At 74.5% G+C, this 14,334-nt stretch carries 12 protein-coding genes; all 12 read right to left on the bottom strand.

The annotated features are described in order from the left end of the window. Positions 1-984, bottom strand: a complete 984-nt coding sequence (locus MUY14_RS04525) for a bifunctional riboflavin kinase/FAD synthetase (protein WP_247021098.1) — start codon at positions 982-984, stop codon at positions 1-3. A gap of 29 nt (positions 985-1,013) precedes the next feature. Next, positions 1,014-1,919: a tRNA pseudouridine(55) synthase TruB gene (truB, locus tag MUY14_RS04520; protein ID WP_281506252.1), complete on the bottom strand. Its 906-nt coding sequence runs from the start codon at positions 1,917-1,919 to the stop codon at positions 1,014-1,016. Positions 1,920-1,963: 44 nt separating this feature from the next. Beyond that, positions 1,964-3,289: a nitrate/nitrite transporter gene (locus tag MUY14_RS04515; RefSeq protein ID WP_247021096.1), complete on the bottom strand. Its 1,326-nt coding sequence runs from the start codon at positions 3,287-3,289 to the stop codon at positions 1,964-1,966. A 588-nt stretch (positions 3,290-3,877) separates the two neighbouring features. Beyond that, on the bottom strand, positions 3,878-5,197 hold the full coding sequence (locus MUY14_RS04510; RefSeq protein WP_247025051.1) for an MATE family efflux transporter: 1,320 nt from the start codon (positions 5,195-5,197) through the stop codon (positions 3,878-3,880). An 84-nt stretch (positions 5,198-5,281) separates the two neighbouring features. After that, positions 5,282-6,097, bottom strand: a complete 816-nt coding sequence (locus MUY14_RS04505) for an LLM class F420-dependent oxidoreductase (protein WP_247021094.1) — start codon at positions 6,095-6,097, stop codon at positions 5,282-5,284. Beyond that, entirely contained in the window at positions 6,094-6,759 is a 666-nt protein-coding gene (locus MUY14_RS04500) for a thymidylate kinase (protein ID WP_247021092.1), read from the bottom strand. Before MUY14_RS04500 ends, MUY14_RS04505 begins: the two co-directional genes overlap by 4 nt. Next, positions 6,756-7,883 (bottom strand): hypothetical protein, encoded by a 1,128-nt coding sequence (locus MUY14_RS04495; RefSeq protein WP_247021089.1) that lies wholly within the window; start codon positions 7,881-7,883, stop codon positions 6,756-6,758. Before MUY14_RS04495 ends, MUY14_RS04500 begins: the two co-directional genes overlap by 4 nt. Then, positions 7,880-9,070, bottom strand: coding sequence for a cytochrome P450 (locus tag MUY14_RS04490; RefSeq protein ID WP_247021087.1), 1,191 nt, complete (start codon positions 9,068-9,070; stop codon positions 7,880-7,882). Before MUY14_RS04490 ends, MUY14_RS04495 begins: the two co-directional genes overlap by 4 nt. After that, positions 9,067-11,676 (bottom strand): PEP/pyruvate-binding domain-containing protein, encoded by a 2,610-nt coding sequence (locus MUY14_RS04485; protein WP_247021086.1) that lies wholly within the window; start codon positions 11,674-11,676, stop codon positions 9,067-9,069. The genes MUY14_RS04490 and MUY14_RS04485 overlap by 4 nt, the downstream gene beginning before the upstream one ends. A gap of 2 nt (positions 11,677-11,678) precedes the next feature. After that, positions 11,679-12,323, bottom strand: coding sequence for an isoprenylcysteine carboxylmethyltransferase family protein (locus MUY14_RS04480; RefSeq protein WP_247021085.1), 645 nt, complete (start codon positions 12,321-12,323; stop codon positions 11,679-11,681). Beyond that, entirely contained in the window at positions 12,320-13,177 is an 858-nt protein-coding gene (locus tag MUY14_RS04475; protein ID WP_247021084.1) for an AfsA-related hotdog domain-containing protein, read from the bottom strand. Before MUY14_RS04475 ends, MUY14_RS04480 begins: the two co-directional genes overlap by 4 nt. A 161-nt stretch (positions 13,178-13,338) precedes the next feature. Then, positions 13,339-14,328 carry a bifunctional oligoribonuclease/PAP phosphatase NrnA gene (locus tag MUY14_RS04470; RefSeq protein ID WP_247021083.1) on the bottom strand — a complete coding sequence of 330 codons (990 nt, stop codon included), beginning with the start codon at positions 14,326-14,328 and terminating at the stop codon, positions 13,339-13,341. Positions 14,329-14,334 lie beyond the last annotated feature (6 nt).

The raw sequence follows: 14,334 nt of genomic DNA, 5'->3' as shown, positions 1-14,334 counted from the left end.
CTATTCGCCCCCGGTCGGGGCGTCCGGGGGCACCTCGAGTGCCTTTCTCGTCTCGATCACGTCGTCGTCGATCTGCTGGACCAGCCCGGCCGAGTCGGCGAAGCGCACCTGGTCGCGCAGCCGCGTCACGAAGTCGATCGCGACGTGCTGGCCGTAGAAGTCCTCGTCGACGTCGAGGACGAACGCCTCGACGGTCCGCTCGCGCCCGGAGAACGTCGGGTTGGTGCCCACCGAGACCGCGGCGCGCAGCCGGCGCGACGGGTCCGCCGAGCGGGTGAACCAGGCGCTGTACACGCCGTCGGCCGGGACGGCGGCGAAGCGCGGCGTCGACAGGTTCGCCGTCGGGTAGCCGAGCTCGTGGCCGCGGCCGTCGCCGCGGACGACGATGCCCTCCAGGCGATGCGGACGGCCGAGCGCCTCCGCCGCGGCGAGGACGTCACCCGCGTCGATGCACGAACGGACGTACGTGCTGGAAAAGGTGATCGACGCCTGGTCCTCTTCGGACAGTTCCTTGCCCTGCAGTTCCGCGCCGTAGGCGGCGAAACCGAACCGGCGGCCGAGCGTGCGCAGCATCGCGACGTCGCCGGCGGCCTTGGCGCCGAAGGTGAAGTTGTCGCCGACGATCACCGCGGCCGCGTGCAGGCGGTCGACGAGCACCTCGTGCACGAACTCCTCCGGCGCGAGCCGGGACAGCTCCAAGGTGAACGGCAGCACGCAGAACACGTCGACGCCGAGGCTCTCGACGATTTCCGCCTTGCGCCGCAACGTGGTCAGCTGCGCCGGGTGGCTACCGGGGCGCAGCACCTCCGACGGGTGCGGGTCGAACGTCAGCATGACGCTCGGCAGCCCCCGTTCGGCCGCCGCGGCCACGGTCCGGCTGATCAGCTCCTGGTGCCCGCGATGCACCCCGTCGAACACGCCGATGGTGACCACGCACCGGCCCCAGCCGCCGGGGAGGTCCCCCAGCCCACGCCACCGCAGCACGTCGCACTCCCGTCTCTGTAAGGCCCACCCTAGGCGGGCAGCAACACCACCACCGCGCGGGACACGCCTTCTTCGTCGGCGGCCAGCGCGAGTACCCGGCCGTCGGGCCCGAAGAGCCCGTAGGTGCCTTCGAGCCCGGCCGCGGGGATGCGCTGCCCGTGCCGGACCGCCTTCGCCGTGGCCGCGTCGAGGTCGCGCCGCGGGAAGGCGGCGGCGACGGCGGCGTCGAGGTCCAGGCTCAGTTCGGGCGCCTCCTCGAGCTGGTCGAGGGTGCGCGCCTTGGCGAGGGTGAAGGGGCCGACCGTGGTGCGCCGCAACGCCTTCAGGTGCCCGCCGCAGCCGAGGTCCGCGCCGAGGTCGCGGGCCAGCGCGCGGACGTAGGTGCCGGACGAGCACTCGACGACGGCGTCGACCTCGACGTGGTCGTCTTCGTGCCGCACGGCCAGGACGTCGAAGCGGTAGACGGTGACCGGGCGCGCGGGGATCACGACGTCCTCGCCGGCGCGGACGCGGGCGTAGGCGCGCTTGCCGTCGATCTTGACGGCGCTGACCGCGCTCGGCACCTGCTGGATGTCGCCGGTCAGCTTCTCGACGCCGCTCGCGATGTCGTCGTCGGTCACGTGGTCCGTCGCGCCCTCGGTGAGGACTTCGCCCTCGGCGTCGTCGGTCGTGGTGCTGCTGCCGAGGCTCAGGGTGGCCAGGTAGGTCTTGCGGTCCAGCGCCAGGTGGCCGAGCAGCTTGGTCGCGCGCTCGATGCCGAGCACCAGCACGCCGGTCGCCATCGGGTCGAGCGTGCCGGCGTGCCCGACCTTGCGCGTGCCCATGATGCGGCGGGCGCGGGCGACGACGTCGTGCGACGTCATCCCGGCAGGCTTGTCGACGATCAGGAGACCGGGTGGCGGGGCGGGGCGGCGGGGCGGTTTGGGGCTCGACACGCGGCAAACCCTAGCTGCCGTCCCTCGGGGAACGATCAGGCCGCTCAGGCGGCGACGATCGGCGTCTCCGGTAGTGCGGCGTCCCAGCGGCGGCGGGTGATCCGCACCGGCAGCTCCTCGCCGCGCGCCTCGGCCAGGAAGAGGTGGGCGCGGGTGCGGCGCCACCAGACGAGCATCCGGGAGGTGCCGAGCGCGAGGATCGCGACGATCGCCAGCAGCGAGAGCCGGAAGCTCCCGCCGGTCCACTGAAGCAGCACGCCGACCGCGAGCGCGGCGATCGTCGTGGCCACGAAACCGCCGACGTTGACGACGCCGGTCGCGGTGCCCACGCGGGACAGCGGGTTGTAGTCGCGGGCGAGCGCGAAGCCGATCATCGACGCCGGGCCGCCGAGGGCGAGGAAGGCGAACGCGGGCACGAGCACCGGCACCGGCACGGTGCCGGGCCAGCTCAGCAGCACCGCCCAGAGCAGCGCGGCGCCGCCGATGTACCCGCCGACCAGCGGCATCCGCAGCGACGGGTGCCGCCCGATCACGCCACCGAGCAGCGGCCCGCCGGCCATCGACCCGAAGACGAACACGGTGAGCAGCGCGCTCGCGGCGGCTTTCGTCTGCCCTTGGCCCTGCACCAGCCACGGGACGCCCCACAGCAGGGTCAGCGCGTTCGGGGCGAACATCGTGCTGAAGTGCACCCAGAAACCCAGCCGCGTCCCCGGCGTCCGCCAGGCCTCGGCGACCTGGTGGGCGAGCTGGCGCGGCCGGACCTCTTCGCGGACGGGCGGTGTTTCGCCGTGCGGCACGTCCCGCACGCGCAGCGCCACGACCAGCGTGTAGAGCACGGTGAGGGCGCCGACGGCGAGGAAGGTGGGCGTCCAGCCGGAGACGTCGAGCAGCAGCGACAGCGGAACGGTGGCGGCGAGGTTCCCGATGTAGCCGACGGCGGCGGTGAACGACGTCAGCAGCGCGTACTGGCGGCCCGGGAAGTGGGCGGCGACCAGGCGCAGCACGCTGACGAAGGTGAGCGCGTCGCCGAGGCCGAGCACACCGCGGGCGAGCAGGCCGAGGCCGTAGGTGTGCGCGATGCCGAGCAGGAGCTGCCCGGTGCCGAGGATCAGCACGGCGACGATGAGGACGCGGCGGGGACCGTAGCGGTCGACCAGCACACCGGTCGGGATCTGCATGGCGGCGTAGACGCCGACCTGGAGGACGGTGAAGGTGCCGAGCGCGGCGGCCCCGACCCCGAACCGTTCGGCCGCCTGCAGCCCGGCGACGCCGAAGGAGGTGCGGTGGAAGACAGCGAGGAGGTAGACGGTGACGGCGGCGAGCCAGACGAGCCAGGACCGGGCAGTGGCGCGGCCGGTGGCGGGCGGCACAAGGACCTCCAGGGGTTCGGCGGTGTTCGGGGCGCGGGACGCCCGCGCTGCCGTCCCTACTACTTGTATCGCCTAAGCAACGGCGAAACATAGCCGTTATCCGGGTGGTTTTCGCCACAGGGTCGGGGGCGTCACAGGTGGTCAGGGGGTGTTTGGGTGGGGGTCGCTCGGACGGGTGAACGGGTGGGGTCGGCCGGACGGCGGCGGGTGAGTGCGCGACTTGGGATCGCCGAGCGACCTGGACGAAGTGCCGCGCGGCTGGGGCTGCCGCGCAATCCGAGTGGGCAACCGGCCGCCGAGCGGCTTGGGGTTGCCGGGCGACCCAAGTGGGCGGCCGGCGGGGCTCGGGACCCCGGTGCGCCCGGAGCCCGCTGCCACCGGGTGAACGGGTCGGGCGGCCGCGCGACTTGGGTCGCGGTGCGGCTTGGGTGAGCGGCTGCTGCGCGCTCAGCCGGCCGGCCGGCTGCGGCACAGCTCGGGGGCACCACGCGACACCTGGGCAGGTGCCGAACGGTTTGCGTTCAGGCGGGCGGTCGCCGCGAGGCTCGGGAACCCAACGCGGCCGCGGCCGGCCGCGCGAGCCGCGACTCAAGCCGGGCGGATCGCTCCCGTCACCGCCCAGTTGCCCGAGCGCCACCTCGCCACCACGAACGCCAAGCGGATCACCATGAACAACGACAGCCCCGTCCAGATCCCCGTCAGACCCCACCCGAAGCCCAGCGACGCCCAGATCAGCGGCAAGAACCCCAGCGCCGCGCTACCCAGCGTCGCGTTGCGCAAGAACGCCGCATCCCCCGCTCCCAGCAGCACCCCGTCCAGAGCGAACACCACCCCGGCGATCGGCTGCAGCGCCACGAAGAACCACCACGCGTGCGGGATCTCCGCCAGCACGCCCGGATCCGACGTGAACGCGTGCGGCAGCACCCACGACAGCGCCGCGAACAGCACGCACAGGAAGCACCCCAGCAGCAGGCCGTACGCCGTGATCTGGTTGGCCACCCCTCGCGCCTGGCGGGCCGAGTTCGCGCCCAACGCCGCGCCCACCAGCGACTGGGCCGCGATCGCCACCGAGTCCAGGACCAGCGCCAGGAACGTCCACAGCTGCAGCACCACCTGGTGCGCGCCCACCGCCTCCGTCGACGTGCGGGCCGCGACCGCCGCCGCCGAGACGAAGCACGCCTGGAACGCCAGGCTGCGCAGGACCAGGTCGCGGCCCAGGCCGAGCTGGGCGCGCATCACCTTGAAGTCCGGCCGCAACGCCACCTTCTCGCGGACCAGCGCCGCGAAGAACAGCGCCGCCGAGATCACCTGCGCGACGACGTTCGCGATCGCCGAGCCCTCCAGGCCCAGCCCCGCCCAGTACACGAGCACCGGGCACAGCACGGCCGAAATCCCGTTGCCCGCCAGCACGTACCGCAGCGGCCTCGCGGCGTCCTGGACCCCGCGCATCCAGCCGTTGCCCGCCATCGTGACCAGGATCAAGGGCGCGCCGAACAGCGCGATGCGCAGCCACGACACGGCCGCGGACGCGATCTCGTCGCTCCCCGACAGCACCCGGGCGATCGGCCACGCCAGCAGTTGCCCGACGGCCAGCACGAAGAACCCGACGAACAGCGCCAGCCACGTCGCCTGCACGCCTTCGCGGACCGCGTCGGCCCGGCGGCCGGCGCCGTGCAGGCGGGCCGTGCGGGACGTCGTGCCGTAGGACAGGAACGTCAGCTGGCTCGACACCTGCGCCAGCACCACCCCGCCCAGCGCGAGCCCGGCCAGCGAGAGCGCGTCGAGGTGGCCGACCACGGCGGTGTCGACCAGCACGTACAGCGGCTCGGCGGCCAGCACCCCCAGCGCGGGCACGGCCAAGCCCAGCACGCGCTTCGCCGGCACCCGCTCGGTCTCCTCCACGTTCACCACGAACCGGACTCTAACCGCCCCCACCGACAGTTCTGACCGGCGGGAACCGGGGAACTTTCCGGGCCTGCCATCCGACGTCGATCACGCCAGCAGCGGCGCCAAGCGGTCCAGGTGCGGGAGCACGACGTCGGCGCCCGCGTCCGGCACCAGCAGCAGCACGCGCTCCAGGCCCAGCTCGGCGTAGCGGGCCAGCATCGCGGGGTCGGCCGACGCGTTGAACAAGGTCACCGGCACCGGCGCCCGCTCCCGCAACCGGCCGAGGCGGGCGGCGAAGGCATCGATCGTGTCCGCGGTCACGTTCTGGGCCAGCCAGCCGTCGCCCCAGGCCAGGATGCGGTCCTCCACGCCCGGGCCCATGCCGCCGACCAGCACCGGCGGGACGCGGCGGGGTTTCGGCCACGACCACAGCGGGTCGAAGTCGACGAACTCGCCGTGGAACTCGGCCTCGTCCTCGGTCCAGATCGCCCGCATCGCGCGGACGCGCTCGCCGAGCAGCCGCATCCGGGTCCTCGGGTCCGTGCCGTGGTGGGCCATCTCCTCGCGGTTCCAGCCCGCGCCCACGCCGAAGAGGAACCGGCCGCCACTGAGCAGGTCGAGGGTGGCGACCTGCTTGGCCGTGACGATGGGATCCCGTTGCACCACCAGGCAGACGCCGCTGCCGACGCGCAGCGTGGCCGTCACCGCCGCGGCCGCCGTGAGCGCCCCGAACAGGTCGAGCGAGCGCAGGTACATCCGCGGCAGCTCGCCACCGGGCGGGTACGGCGTCCGGCGCGACACCGGGATGTGCGTGTGGTCGCAGAAGAACAGCGACTCGAAGCCGCGTTCCTCCGCCGCGACGGCGAGCGCGCCCGGCGCGATCCCGTAGTCGGTCGGGAACGCGCACAGCCCGATCTTCACGCGCTCTCCCTCGCTTCCCCATCGGCCAAAGCGAGGACCCGGGGCACGAGCCGCGCCGCGAGCCGGTCCGCCGGGGTACGGGCGTCGAGGACCAGCCAGCCGTCCCGAGCCCCCCAGCGGTCCAGCGTGCCCGTGATCGACCGCTGGTGGGCCAGGAAGCTCTCCCGCGAGCCGGACAGGTCCATCCCGCACTCGAACGGCACCGCCTTGCCGTCCTTGCGCGCCCACGCCTCTTCGGGCGCGATCCGGAGGTAGACCGTGACGTCCGCGGCGGGCAGTCCCGCGCCGACCGCTTCCACCCAGGAAACGTCGGCGCCGTAAGCCACTTCGCTCGCCGCGTGCTTCTGCCAGTGGCCGTCGAGCAACAGGATCTCCCCCGGCTCGCCCGGCCGGTCGGCGAGGGCCAGCGCCGAAGCCCACAGCAGGAACAGCAGCCGGGGCCCGGCCGGCATCAGCGCCGCGCACCGGCGCGCCACCGCGACGTCGCCGGTCAGGCAGCTCGCGTGGGGGTAGCGACCGGCGTCGGCGATGTCCCAGCGGTCGACGCGGGCCGCCGCGTGGCCGGCGGCGGTGAGCCGCTCGGCCAGCAGCGCCGTCAGCGTCGACTTGCCCGCCCCGTCGGCGCCGACGACCGCGACGACGGGTCCACTCCGGACGGTCACGGGCGCGCGACCGGCGCGGCCTGCGGGTGCACCGTGTACCCGGGCTGGACGCGGATCAGCGCGGCCACCGCCGGATCCGCGGGCAGCCGCGGGTTGCGCGCTTCGGCGCCGGGCCGGTCGGGACCGTCCAGCGCGCCGATCGCGAGCAGGCCGCGCAGCGCCGGGGACAGCTCGCCGCCGTCGAGGCCGAAGCGGTCGGCGTCGCGCCAGGCCGCCACGACCGATTCGTCCACGGCGTAGGCCTCTTCGGCGCTCATCAGCGCGATGCCGTCGGAAAACCGCACCGGCGCGAAGTAGGGGCTGCGCCGCGACGTCTCCGCGGCCGCCGGCGGCGGCAGTTCCGCGAGAGGCTTGTCCCAGCCCTCGGTCACGCACCAGGACAGCAGCAGGTTGCCGACCCGGAGCCGGTGCGCCGCAACGGTTTCGACGTCGTCGAGCCCGGCGTCGAAGACCTGGTTGAGCAGCCGCCACAGCTCCCCCGCCCACGGCGCGGTCACCTCGGTCCGGCGCAGCCTGCGGAAGAGGAACTTGGGGCCGACGTAGAGGTCGTCGGCCGCCGCCAGCAGCGCTTCCGCCGCGTTCTCCAGCGCGATCGCGGACGCCGTCGCCGCGGTGTAGCGGTCGCCGCTGAGCAACGCGCCCCAGACGTCCTCGGCGAAGGCCGCGAAGATGTTGGCGTGCCGGGCGACGAGGATCCGCCGCACGACGTCCCGGCGCAGCGGCGCGAGCGCGTCCTGCCAGGCCGGGGCCACCTTGACCCGGTGCCCGGTGGTCAGCCGGACCAGCGCGTTGAGCACCTTGAACTCGAGCAGGAACTGCTCCCGGTCGGCGCCGGTGGCGGTGAACCGGCTGCCGAGCCCGGCCAGCCGGCGCACCAGCGCACCGTCCAGTTTGGTCACGTGCACCACGACGCCGTCGTGCTCGTAGCCGTGGTCCTGGCCGGGCAGGTGGTCGCCGACGGCGTAGACGTCCACATCGGACGTCCCGTGGCCGAGGCCGACGGCGAGGCTCCCGGCCAGGTAGGCCAGTTCGATCTCGCCGCCGAGGCGGTGCTCGACCACGTGCCGGACCGCCGCGATCTGCCGGTCGGTGAAGTACACGTCGGGGACGGCGGGCTCGCTCATCGCGCGTCACCCGCCCAGCGCACCGGAAGCTCCCACACACCGCTCACCTGCATCTCCCTCCGCCAGCGCAGCGCCCCTTCGGGCACCGCGAGTTCGAGTCCGGGCAGTTCGCGCAGCAGGACCGCCAGGCCGGTCTGCAACTCGGCCCGCGCCAGTTCGGCGCCGAGGCACCGGTGCCGCCCGGCGCCGAAGGCCACGTGCGGGTTGGGCTCCCTGGTCAGGTCCAGCCGGTCCGGGTCGGCGAAGACCTCGGCGTCGCGGTTCGCCGCGTCGGTCAGCGGCACCACGACCTCGCCGCGGCGCACCAGCCGGTCGGTCAGCCGCACGTCCTCGGTGGCCACGTGCGGCGTGCCGCCGCCGGTGGTGAACGACGTCCAGCGCAGCATCTCCTCGATCGCCCGGTCGAGCGCCGCGGGTTCGCCCAGCAGGGATTCCCAGCGGGCGCGTTCGGTGAGCAGCAGGTAGACGCAGGACGCGAGCTGGTTGCTCGTCGACTCGTAGCCCGCGACGAGCAGGCCGGCGCTCATCACGATCGCTTCCTCGCGCGAGAGCTCCCCCGCCCGGCCGGGCACCGGGGCGAGGTCGGCGATGATGCCGTCGCGGGTGTCCCCCGCCCAGATTTCGTCGACCAGCGCGGTGAAGTACTCGTGCATCGCGCGGTGCCCCTCGGCGACCTCTTCGGGCGAGGCGTGGCCGCGCGACATCATCGCGTTCACCCAGGGCCGGAACCGGCCCCGGTCCGCGGCCGGCACCCCGAGCAGGTCGCTGATCACCGCAAGGGTGAACGGCACCGCGAACTCCTCGACGAGTTCCGCTTCGGTGCCCCGCGCCCGCAGCCCGGCGACCAGCTCGGCCGCCAGTGCGGCCAGTCCCGGGCGCGCGGCCTCGGCCTGCCGCGCCGTGAAGCCGGCCGCGACCGTGCGGCGCCGCCGGGTGTGCACCGGCGGATCGGTCAGCAGCAACGCGAGCGACCCGGCCTCCCGGTCGAACAGGGCCCCGTGGTCCTCGCGGCTGAACCGCGGGTCGCCGAGCACGGTCCGCACGTCGGCGTGCCGCGTGACGAGCACGGCGTGCCGGCCGCCCGCCAGCGTCACCGGACACAGCGCGCCGGCACCGAGGATTTCCCCGTACTCCGCGGGCGGTTCGAGCCCGGGTCCTTCGGTGAACGGGAACTCGGGCGCGCTCATCCCGCCTCCTCGGTGCGCAGCAGCCGGACCGTGCCGGCCGCGCCGTCCAGTTCGATCCAGCCGCCGTCGGCGATGGCGGTGGTGGCGCCGGGCACGGCCACCACGGTCGGGATCCCCAGCAGCCGCCCGGTGATGGCGGTGTGCGACAGCAGGCTGCCGCGTTCGACGACGATGCCCTTCGCCGCGGTCATCAGGTACAGCCAGCCGGGATCGGTCTCGCGGGCGACGAGGATGCGATCCCGGCAGTCCTCGACCGGGGCGGTCGGGTCGAGCACGACCGCCGCCCGGGCCCGGACGACGCCGCGGCTGGAGGCCAGTCCCCGCAGGACGTTACCCGGCGGCGGGCCGCTGCGGGCGGCGTCGCGGCCGGGTCCGTCCGGTGAGAGGTAGCCCGGCGGCGCGGGTTTCCCTTGCCAGGCTTCGAGTTCCGCCCGGCGCCGGGCGGCCAGGTCGGCGAGCCCGGCCGTGCCGCCGGTGCCGTCGACGGCACCGAGGACCTCTTCGACCCGCAGGTGCACGACGTCGCCGGCGTCGGCGAGCCGGCCGTCGGCGGCCAGGACGTCACCCAGCCGGTAGAGGATGTCCCGGCTGAGGCCGTAGAGCTGGCTGCGGCACAACCGGGTGTCCTCCCGCGCCTTGACGAACCGCCGCAGCACCCGGACGCAGAGCCCGAGCGCGATCCGGCGCACCGGGCTCGAGCAGGCCCGGCGCAGCCGCCGGACGCCGTCACGGCGGGCGTTCCGCTCCGCGGTGCGGTTGCCTTCGGCGGTCTCGCCGCTGGCCACCAGCGGCCGCAGCACGCCGATCAGCCGCCACGGGTCCTGGCGCGGCGTGCGGACCTCGAGCTTCAGGTCGTGCACGGTCCGGTCGCCGTACCGGCGCAGGTGCTCGGCGAACGCCTCGGCGACGTCGTCCCCGAAGCGGCCGGCGACGATCCCGTCGTGCACCTCCCGGTCGGTCCCGGCGGCCAGCGCCGCCGTCAGCCGCGGGTCGTGCCGGAACCGCGTGGCCAGCCGCAGCGCCGAGCGCAGGGCCAGCAGCGAGCGGTTCTCCGGGCCGCCGGGCAGCAGCCCCACGAGCAGCGCCGGGTCGCCGGTGGTCCAGCGGGACAGCAGCCGCTGCGTCAGCGTCAGGCAGCCGAGCAGGAAGTAGCCGTTGAGCAGGGTGACCGGCCACTGCCCGGCGAACTCCGCCCAGATCCGGCGGTAGCGGCGGACCAGTTCCGCCGGCGGGAGGCCGTCGAGCGGCCCGGTGGTCGCGGCGAGGTCGTCCCACCACGTCAGGAACCGGCGCACGGCGAGCGGGTGCCCGAGCAGGCTCGCGACCGCGCGGGGCAGCGCACGCACCGTCCGCAGCCGGCCGTCGCGCGGCAGCGGCGGCGCCTCGTCGAGCTCGTCGCCGGACAGGCCCAGCGTCCGCTGCCAGGTCGGGCGCAGCAGCCCCCAGCCGGGCATCATCGCGTGCAGCCGGTACCAGGCGTCGAGCTGGTAGTAGACGCGCCCGTCGAGCAGCCCGATCATCCGCGCGAGGTCGCCGGCGTGCCGGTGCCGCAACCGGGCGGGCACGCCGATCCGGCGGTAGAACCCGCGGAAGCAGACTTCGTAGAACTCCTGGGCCTGCGAGTAGGTGAGCGCGCAGGTGACGCCCGGGAAGCTCTCGGTCAGGTTGTGGTTGGTCCAGATGACGTCGGACGCCGGTCCGGGGTCCGGCTCCGGCTCGGTGAAGACGATCGGGCGGGCCTGGACCAGTTCGATCGTCCCGTCCGCCGTCAACGCGCCCTCGATGTCCTGCGGGGCACCGAAGTGCTCGGCCACCCGCTCGGCGAGCACGCCGATCTCGCGCACCTCGGCGTCGGTCAGCACCGGCGCCGCGACGAGCCCGACCGGGACGCCGGCGAGCAGCGGCGCACCCGAGCGAGCGGGATCGGGCACGACCATGCGGTGCTTCGGGACGACCGTGCGCGACACGCGACCGGCCGCGGGGTCGTGCACGAAGTGGTCGACGTCGGCGAGTTCCTGGACGACGCCTTCGCCCAGCCCGTACGCGGCCGCGATCAGGTGCTGCGCGGCCCCGGTGCGCGGATCGCGGCTGAACGCGACGAACGAGCGTTCCGCCCGCACCATGCGCTGCACGCCGACCGCGACCCGCGCCGCGCCCGGGTCCGCGCCGCGCAGCCGCCGGTAGGCCACCGCCCGGTCGGTGAACGCGGACGCCCAGCACTCGGCGACCCGGGCGAGCAGCGCCGCGCGGCCGACGTTGAGGAAGCTGTCGCTCATCCCGGCGAACGGGTCGGCCGCGCTGTCTTCCCCGTCGCCGACGACGCAGGCGCGCACGGCGACCACGCCGTCCGGGCCGGCGAGCCGGTCGAACGCCGCCAGCAGCGCGCCGGCCAGCGGCTCCGGTACGCCGTGGCCGAGCAGCGCCCGCCGCCGGGCGGCGGGCTCGCCGTCCGGCACCCGGGCGAGGGCGGCGTCGAACGCCTCCACCGGAACGCAGAAGAACTCGGGGACTTCGAACCCCGCGGCGCGGAGCTCGGCCTGGCGGGCGAACTTATTCCCGACGACGCCGGGGTCGGTCAGCCGCGGGCCGTCGTGGAGGAGGTCCACGGTCACCACACCCCCGGGACCAGCCGGGCGCGGCCGGCGGCGAACGCGGGATACCCCGGGACGTCGAAGAGCATCCGCTCCTCGACGCGGATCCGCCACACCAGCGCCCCGGCGAGCACCACGAGCGCGACGGCGCCGGGCACGGTGAACAGGTAGGCGGTGTACCCGGCGCTCGCCGCCAGCATCCCGGTGTAGGCCGGGTGGCGGACCGCGCGGTACGGCCCGGTGGTGACGACTTCGTGGCCGTCGTGGCGCAGCACGCGGTGGGTGTAGAACCGGCCGAGCTCGCCGATCGCCCGCAGCCGCAACGCGATTCCGCCCAGGAACAACGCGGCGGGCGCCGGCGTCCACCACAGCGGGCCCCCGGCCCACGGCAGCGGGCCGAGCGCGCCGGCGACGACGACCACCGTGCGCGCGAAACCGTAGGGCAGCACGGTCGGGTCGGGCGGCGAAGTGCCGTTAGGGGTGAAGGTGATCCGGGATTCCGCGACGATCCAGACCAGGTGGACCAGCACGAACCCGGCGGCCACCGCGGACCGCGGGTCGGCGGCCGAGAGCAGGCGCAGCACGAGGCCCGCGCCGAGGCCGCCGACGATGACGAAGTACAGGAGCCGGGGAACCTGGTTCACCCGCACGAGGCCGATCACGCGGCGGCCTCCCCGGCCAGGCGGCCGCGGGCGGCGCGGAACCGCTCGTACGCGGCGGCGCTGACGGTGATGGCGACGTAGTCGAACCGGCCGGCCACCACGCCCTCGGCGTCGAGCAGGTCGAACGAGACGTCCAGCTTGCTGCGCTTCACCGGCTCGCGGACCCAGCGGAAGGAGTACGCCGGGCTCGGCGGCGACGCCGGCAGGTCGGCGTGGAAAGCCGTCCACAGCACCGTGGTGCCGTAGGACCAGCCCGCCGCCCAGTGCTCCAGCACGGTGAAGAACTGCCGGCTCGACTCGATCAGGCTGCGCGCCGAGAAAGCGGGACCACCGTGGTCGAGGTAGTGCCCCGGCCGGGGCGGCACGGCGGGCGCGGTGACCTCGTCCCCGGCGTCGGCCGGGACGCCGAGCACGATGTTGTCCTCGTCGACGCGGTGGACGAGGTCCTGGGGGCACAGCGAGTTCCGCGCATCCCCCGGTTGCGGTGCGGTGGCCGGCCGGCCGAGGCCCGCGACCCGGCGCAGGGTGCCGGCGCAGATGTCCGCGTCGGCCTGCTGGGCCAGCAGCGACCACTGGCCGGGCACACCCGGTGCCGGGGCCAGGCCGAGTTCGACCGGGCCGGACAGCGTCCCCATCGCCGGGAAGCGCAGGTCGAGCAGCAGCCGCTCGGCCCCGCCCGCCGGCCCGGTCACCGATTCCGCCAGGTCGAGCAGGCCGCAGATGGTCAGCGAGCCGGGCACGTGGTCCAGCGGGTGGTCGAAGAAGAAGGGGTGTTCCCGCGGCACGGTCAGTCCCGCGGTCCACCCTGGACCCGTTTTCCGCACCGGCCCGGTCAGCGGCTTCGCTTCGCTCATGCGCGCCTCCTTCGTTCCCAGCCGGACAAGACCGGCTGGCAACGAAGCATCGCGCGTGATCGCGGCGGGGCTTGCTCCCCGATTGCGGCGAGCGCGCAACGAAGTGCCGAATTCCCGGACGGGCAGTGCGTTCCGCACGAAACCGTCCGCCGGGCGTGCGGCTAGAGCAGCGGCGCCCGCTCCAGCGCGGCGCGCAGTCCGGCGAGGACCTCCTCGGCGGTGCCCGGGATCGTGCAGCCCGCGGCCTGGCGGTGCCCGCCGCCGCCGAACTCCGCGGCGACTGCCGAGACGTCGATCCCGGTGGAGCGCAACGAGATCTGCCACTGCGCCGGGTTGGTCGGGTCCTGTTTGAGCACGGCGGCGACGGCGGCTTCGCGTACCGAGCGGATGACGTCGATGACCGACTCGACCTCTTCCCCGCGCACGGTGGCGGCCGCGTCGAGCCGCACCACCGCGTGCACGAAACCCTTGCCCTGAGCGGCTTCCGGTTCGAGCCGGGCCTCGTTCAGCACGGACGACAGCATCGGCAGCCACGCGAACGGGCGCTCGTCGACGATCCGCCGCACGACCGCTTCGGCGTCGACGCCCGCTTCCAGCAGCCGCGCCGCCATCCGGTGCGTCTCCGGGCTCGCCCGGCGGAACCCGCTGGTGTCGGTGACGATCCCGGCGTAGATCCCGCGCGCGATCGGCTCGTCCAGCGCGGCGCCCAGTGCGTCCAGGATGCGGAACACCAGGATCGCGCTGGCCTCGGCCGACTCGTCGACGACGTGGCAGGTGCCGTAGTAGGTGTTCGTGGCGTGGTGGTCGACCACCAGCACGGCGCCGGCGGCTTCGACGCGCCCGGCGAGCCGGCCCAGCCGCTTCGGCGTCGGCGTGTCGACGCAGATCAGCAGCGGTTCGGAGGCGGGGAGGTCGTCCGGGTGGGTCAGCAGGCCGTCTTCGTCGAGCCACCGCAGCGTCTCGGGCGCCTCGTCGGGCTCGCCGAAGGAGACGCGCACCTTGACGCCCCGCTGCACGAGGGCCCGGCCGAGGGCGAGCGCGCTGCCCAGCGCGTCCGCGTCGGGGCGGACGTGGCCGAGGATCGTCACGTCGGTGGCCGCGGCGAGCAGCGCCACCGCGTCCCGGATGTCCTGCGCCGAAGTAGGGGTCACGGTGCG

The sequence above is a fragment of the Amycolatopsis sp. FBCC-B4732 genome (assembly GCF_023008405.1).
Taxonomy (GTDB): Bacteria; Actinomycetota; Actinomycetes; order Mycobacteriales; family Pseudonocardiaceae; genus Amycolatopsis; species Amycolatopsis pretoriensis_A.
Note: the sequence above shows the minus strand (reverse complement) of the source record. Positions and strands in the feature narration are given on the sequence as shown.

What these genes read in the sequence shown, in the direction of transcription:
- MUY14_RS04490 (WP_247021087.1), bottom strand. Translation starts at nt 9,070, where the DNA reads ATGAGCGCGCCCGAGTTCCCGTTCACCGAAGGACCCGGGCTCGAACCG.
- MUY14_RS04475 (WP_247021084.1), bottom strand. Translation starts at nt 13,177, where the DNA reads ATGAGCGAAGCGAAGCCGCTGACCGGGCCGGTGCGGAAAACGGGTCCA.
- MUY14_RS04495 (WP_247021089.1), bottom strand. Translation starts at nt 7,883, where the DNA reads ATGAGCGAGCCCGCCGTCCCCGACGTGTACTTCACCGACCGGCAGATC.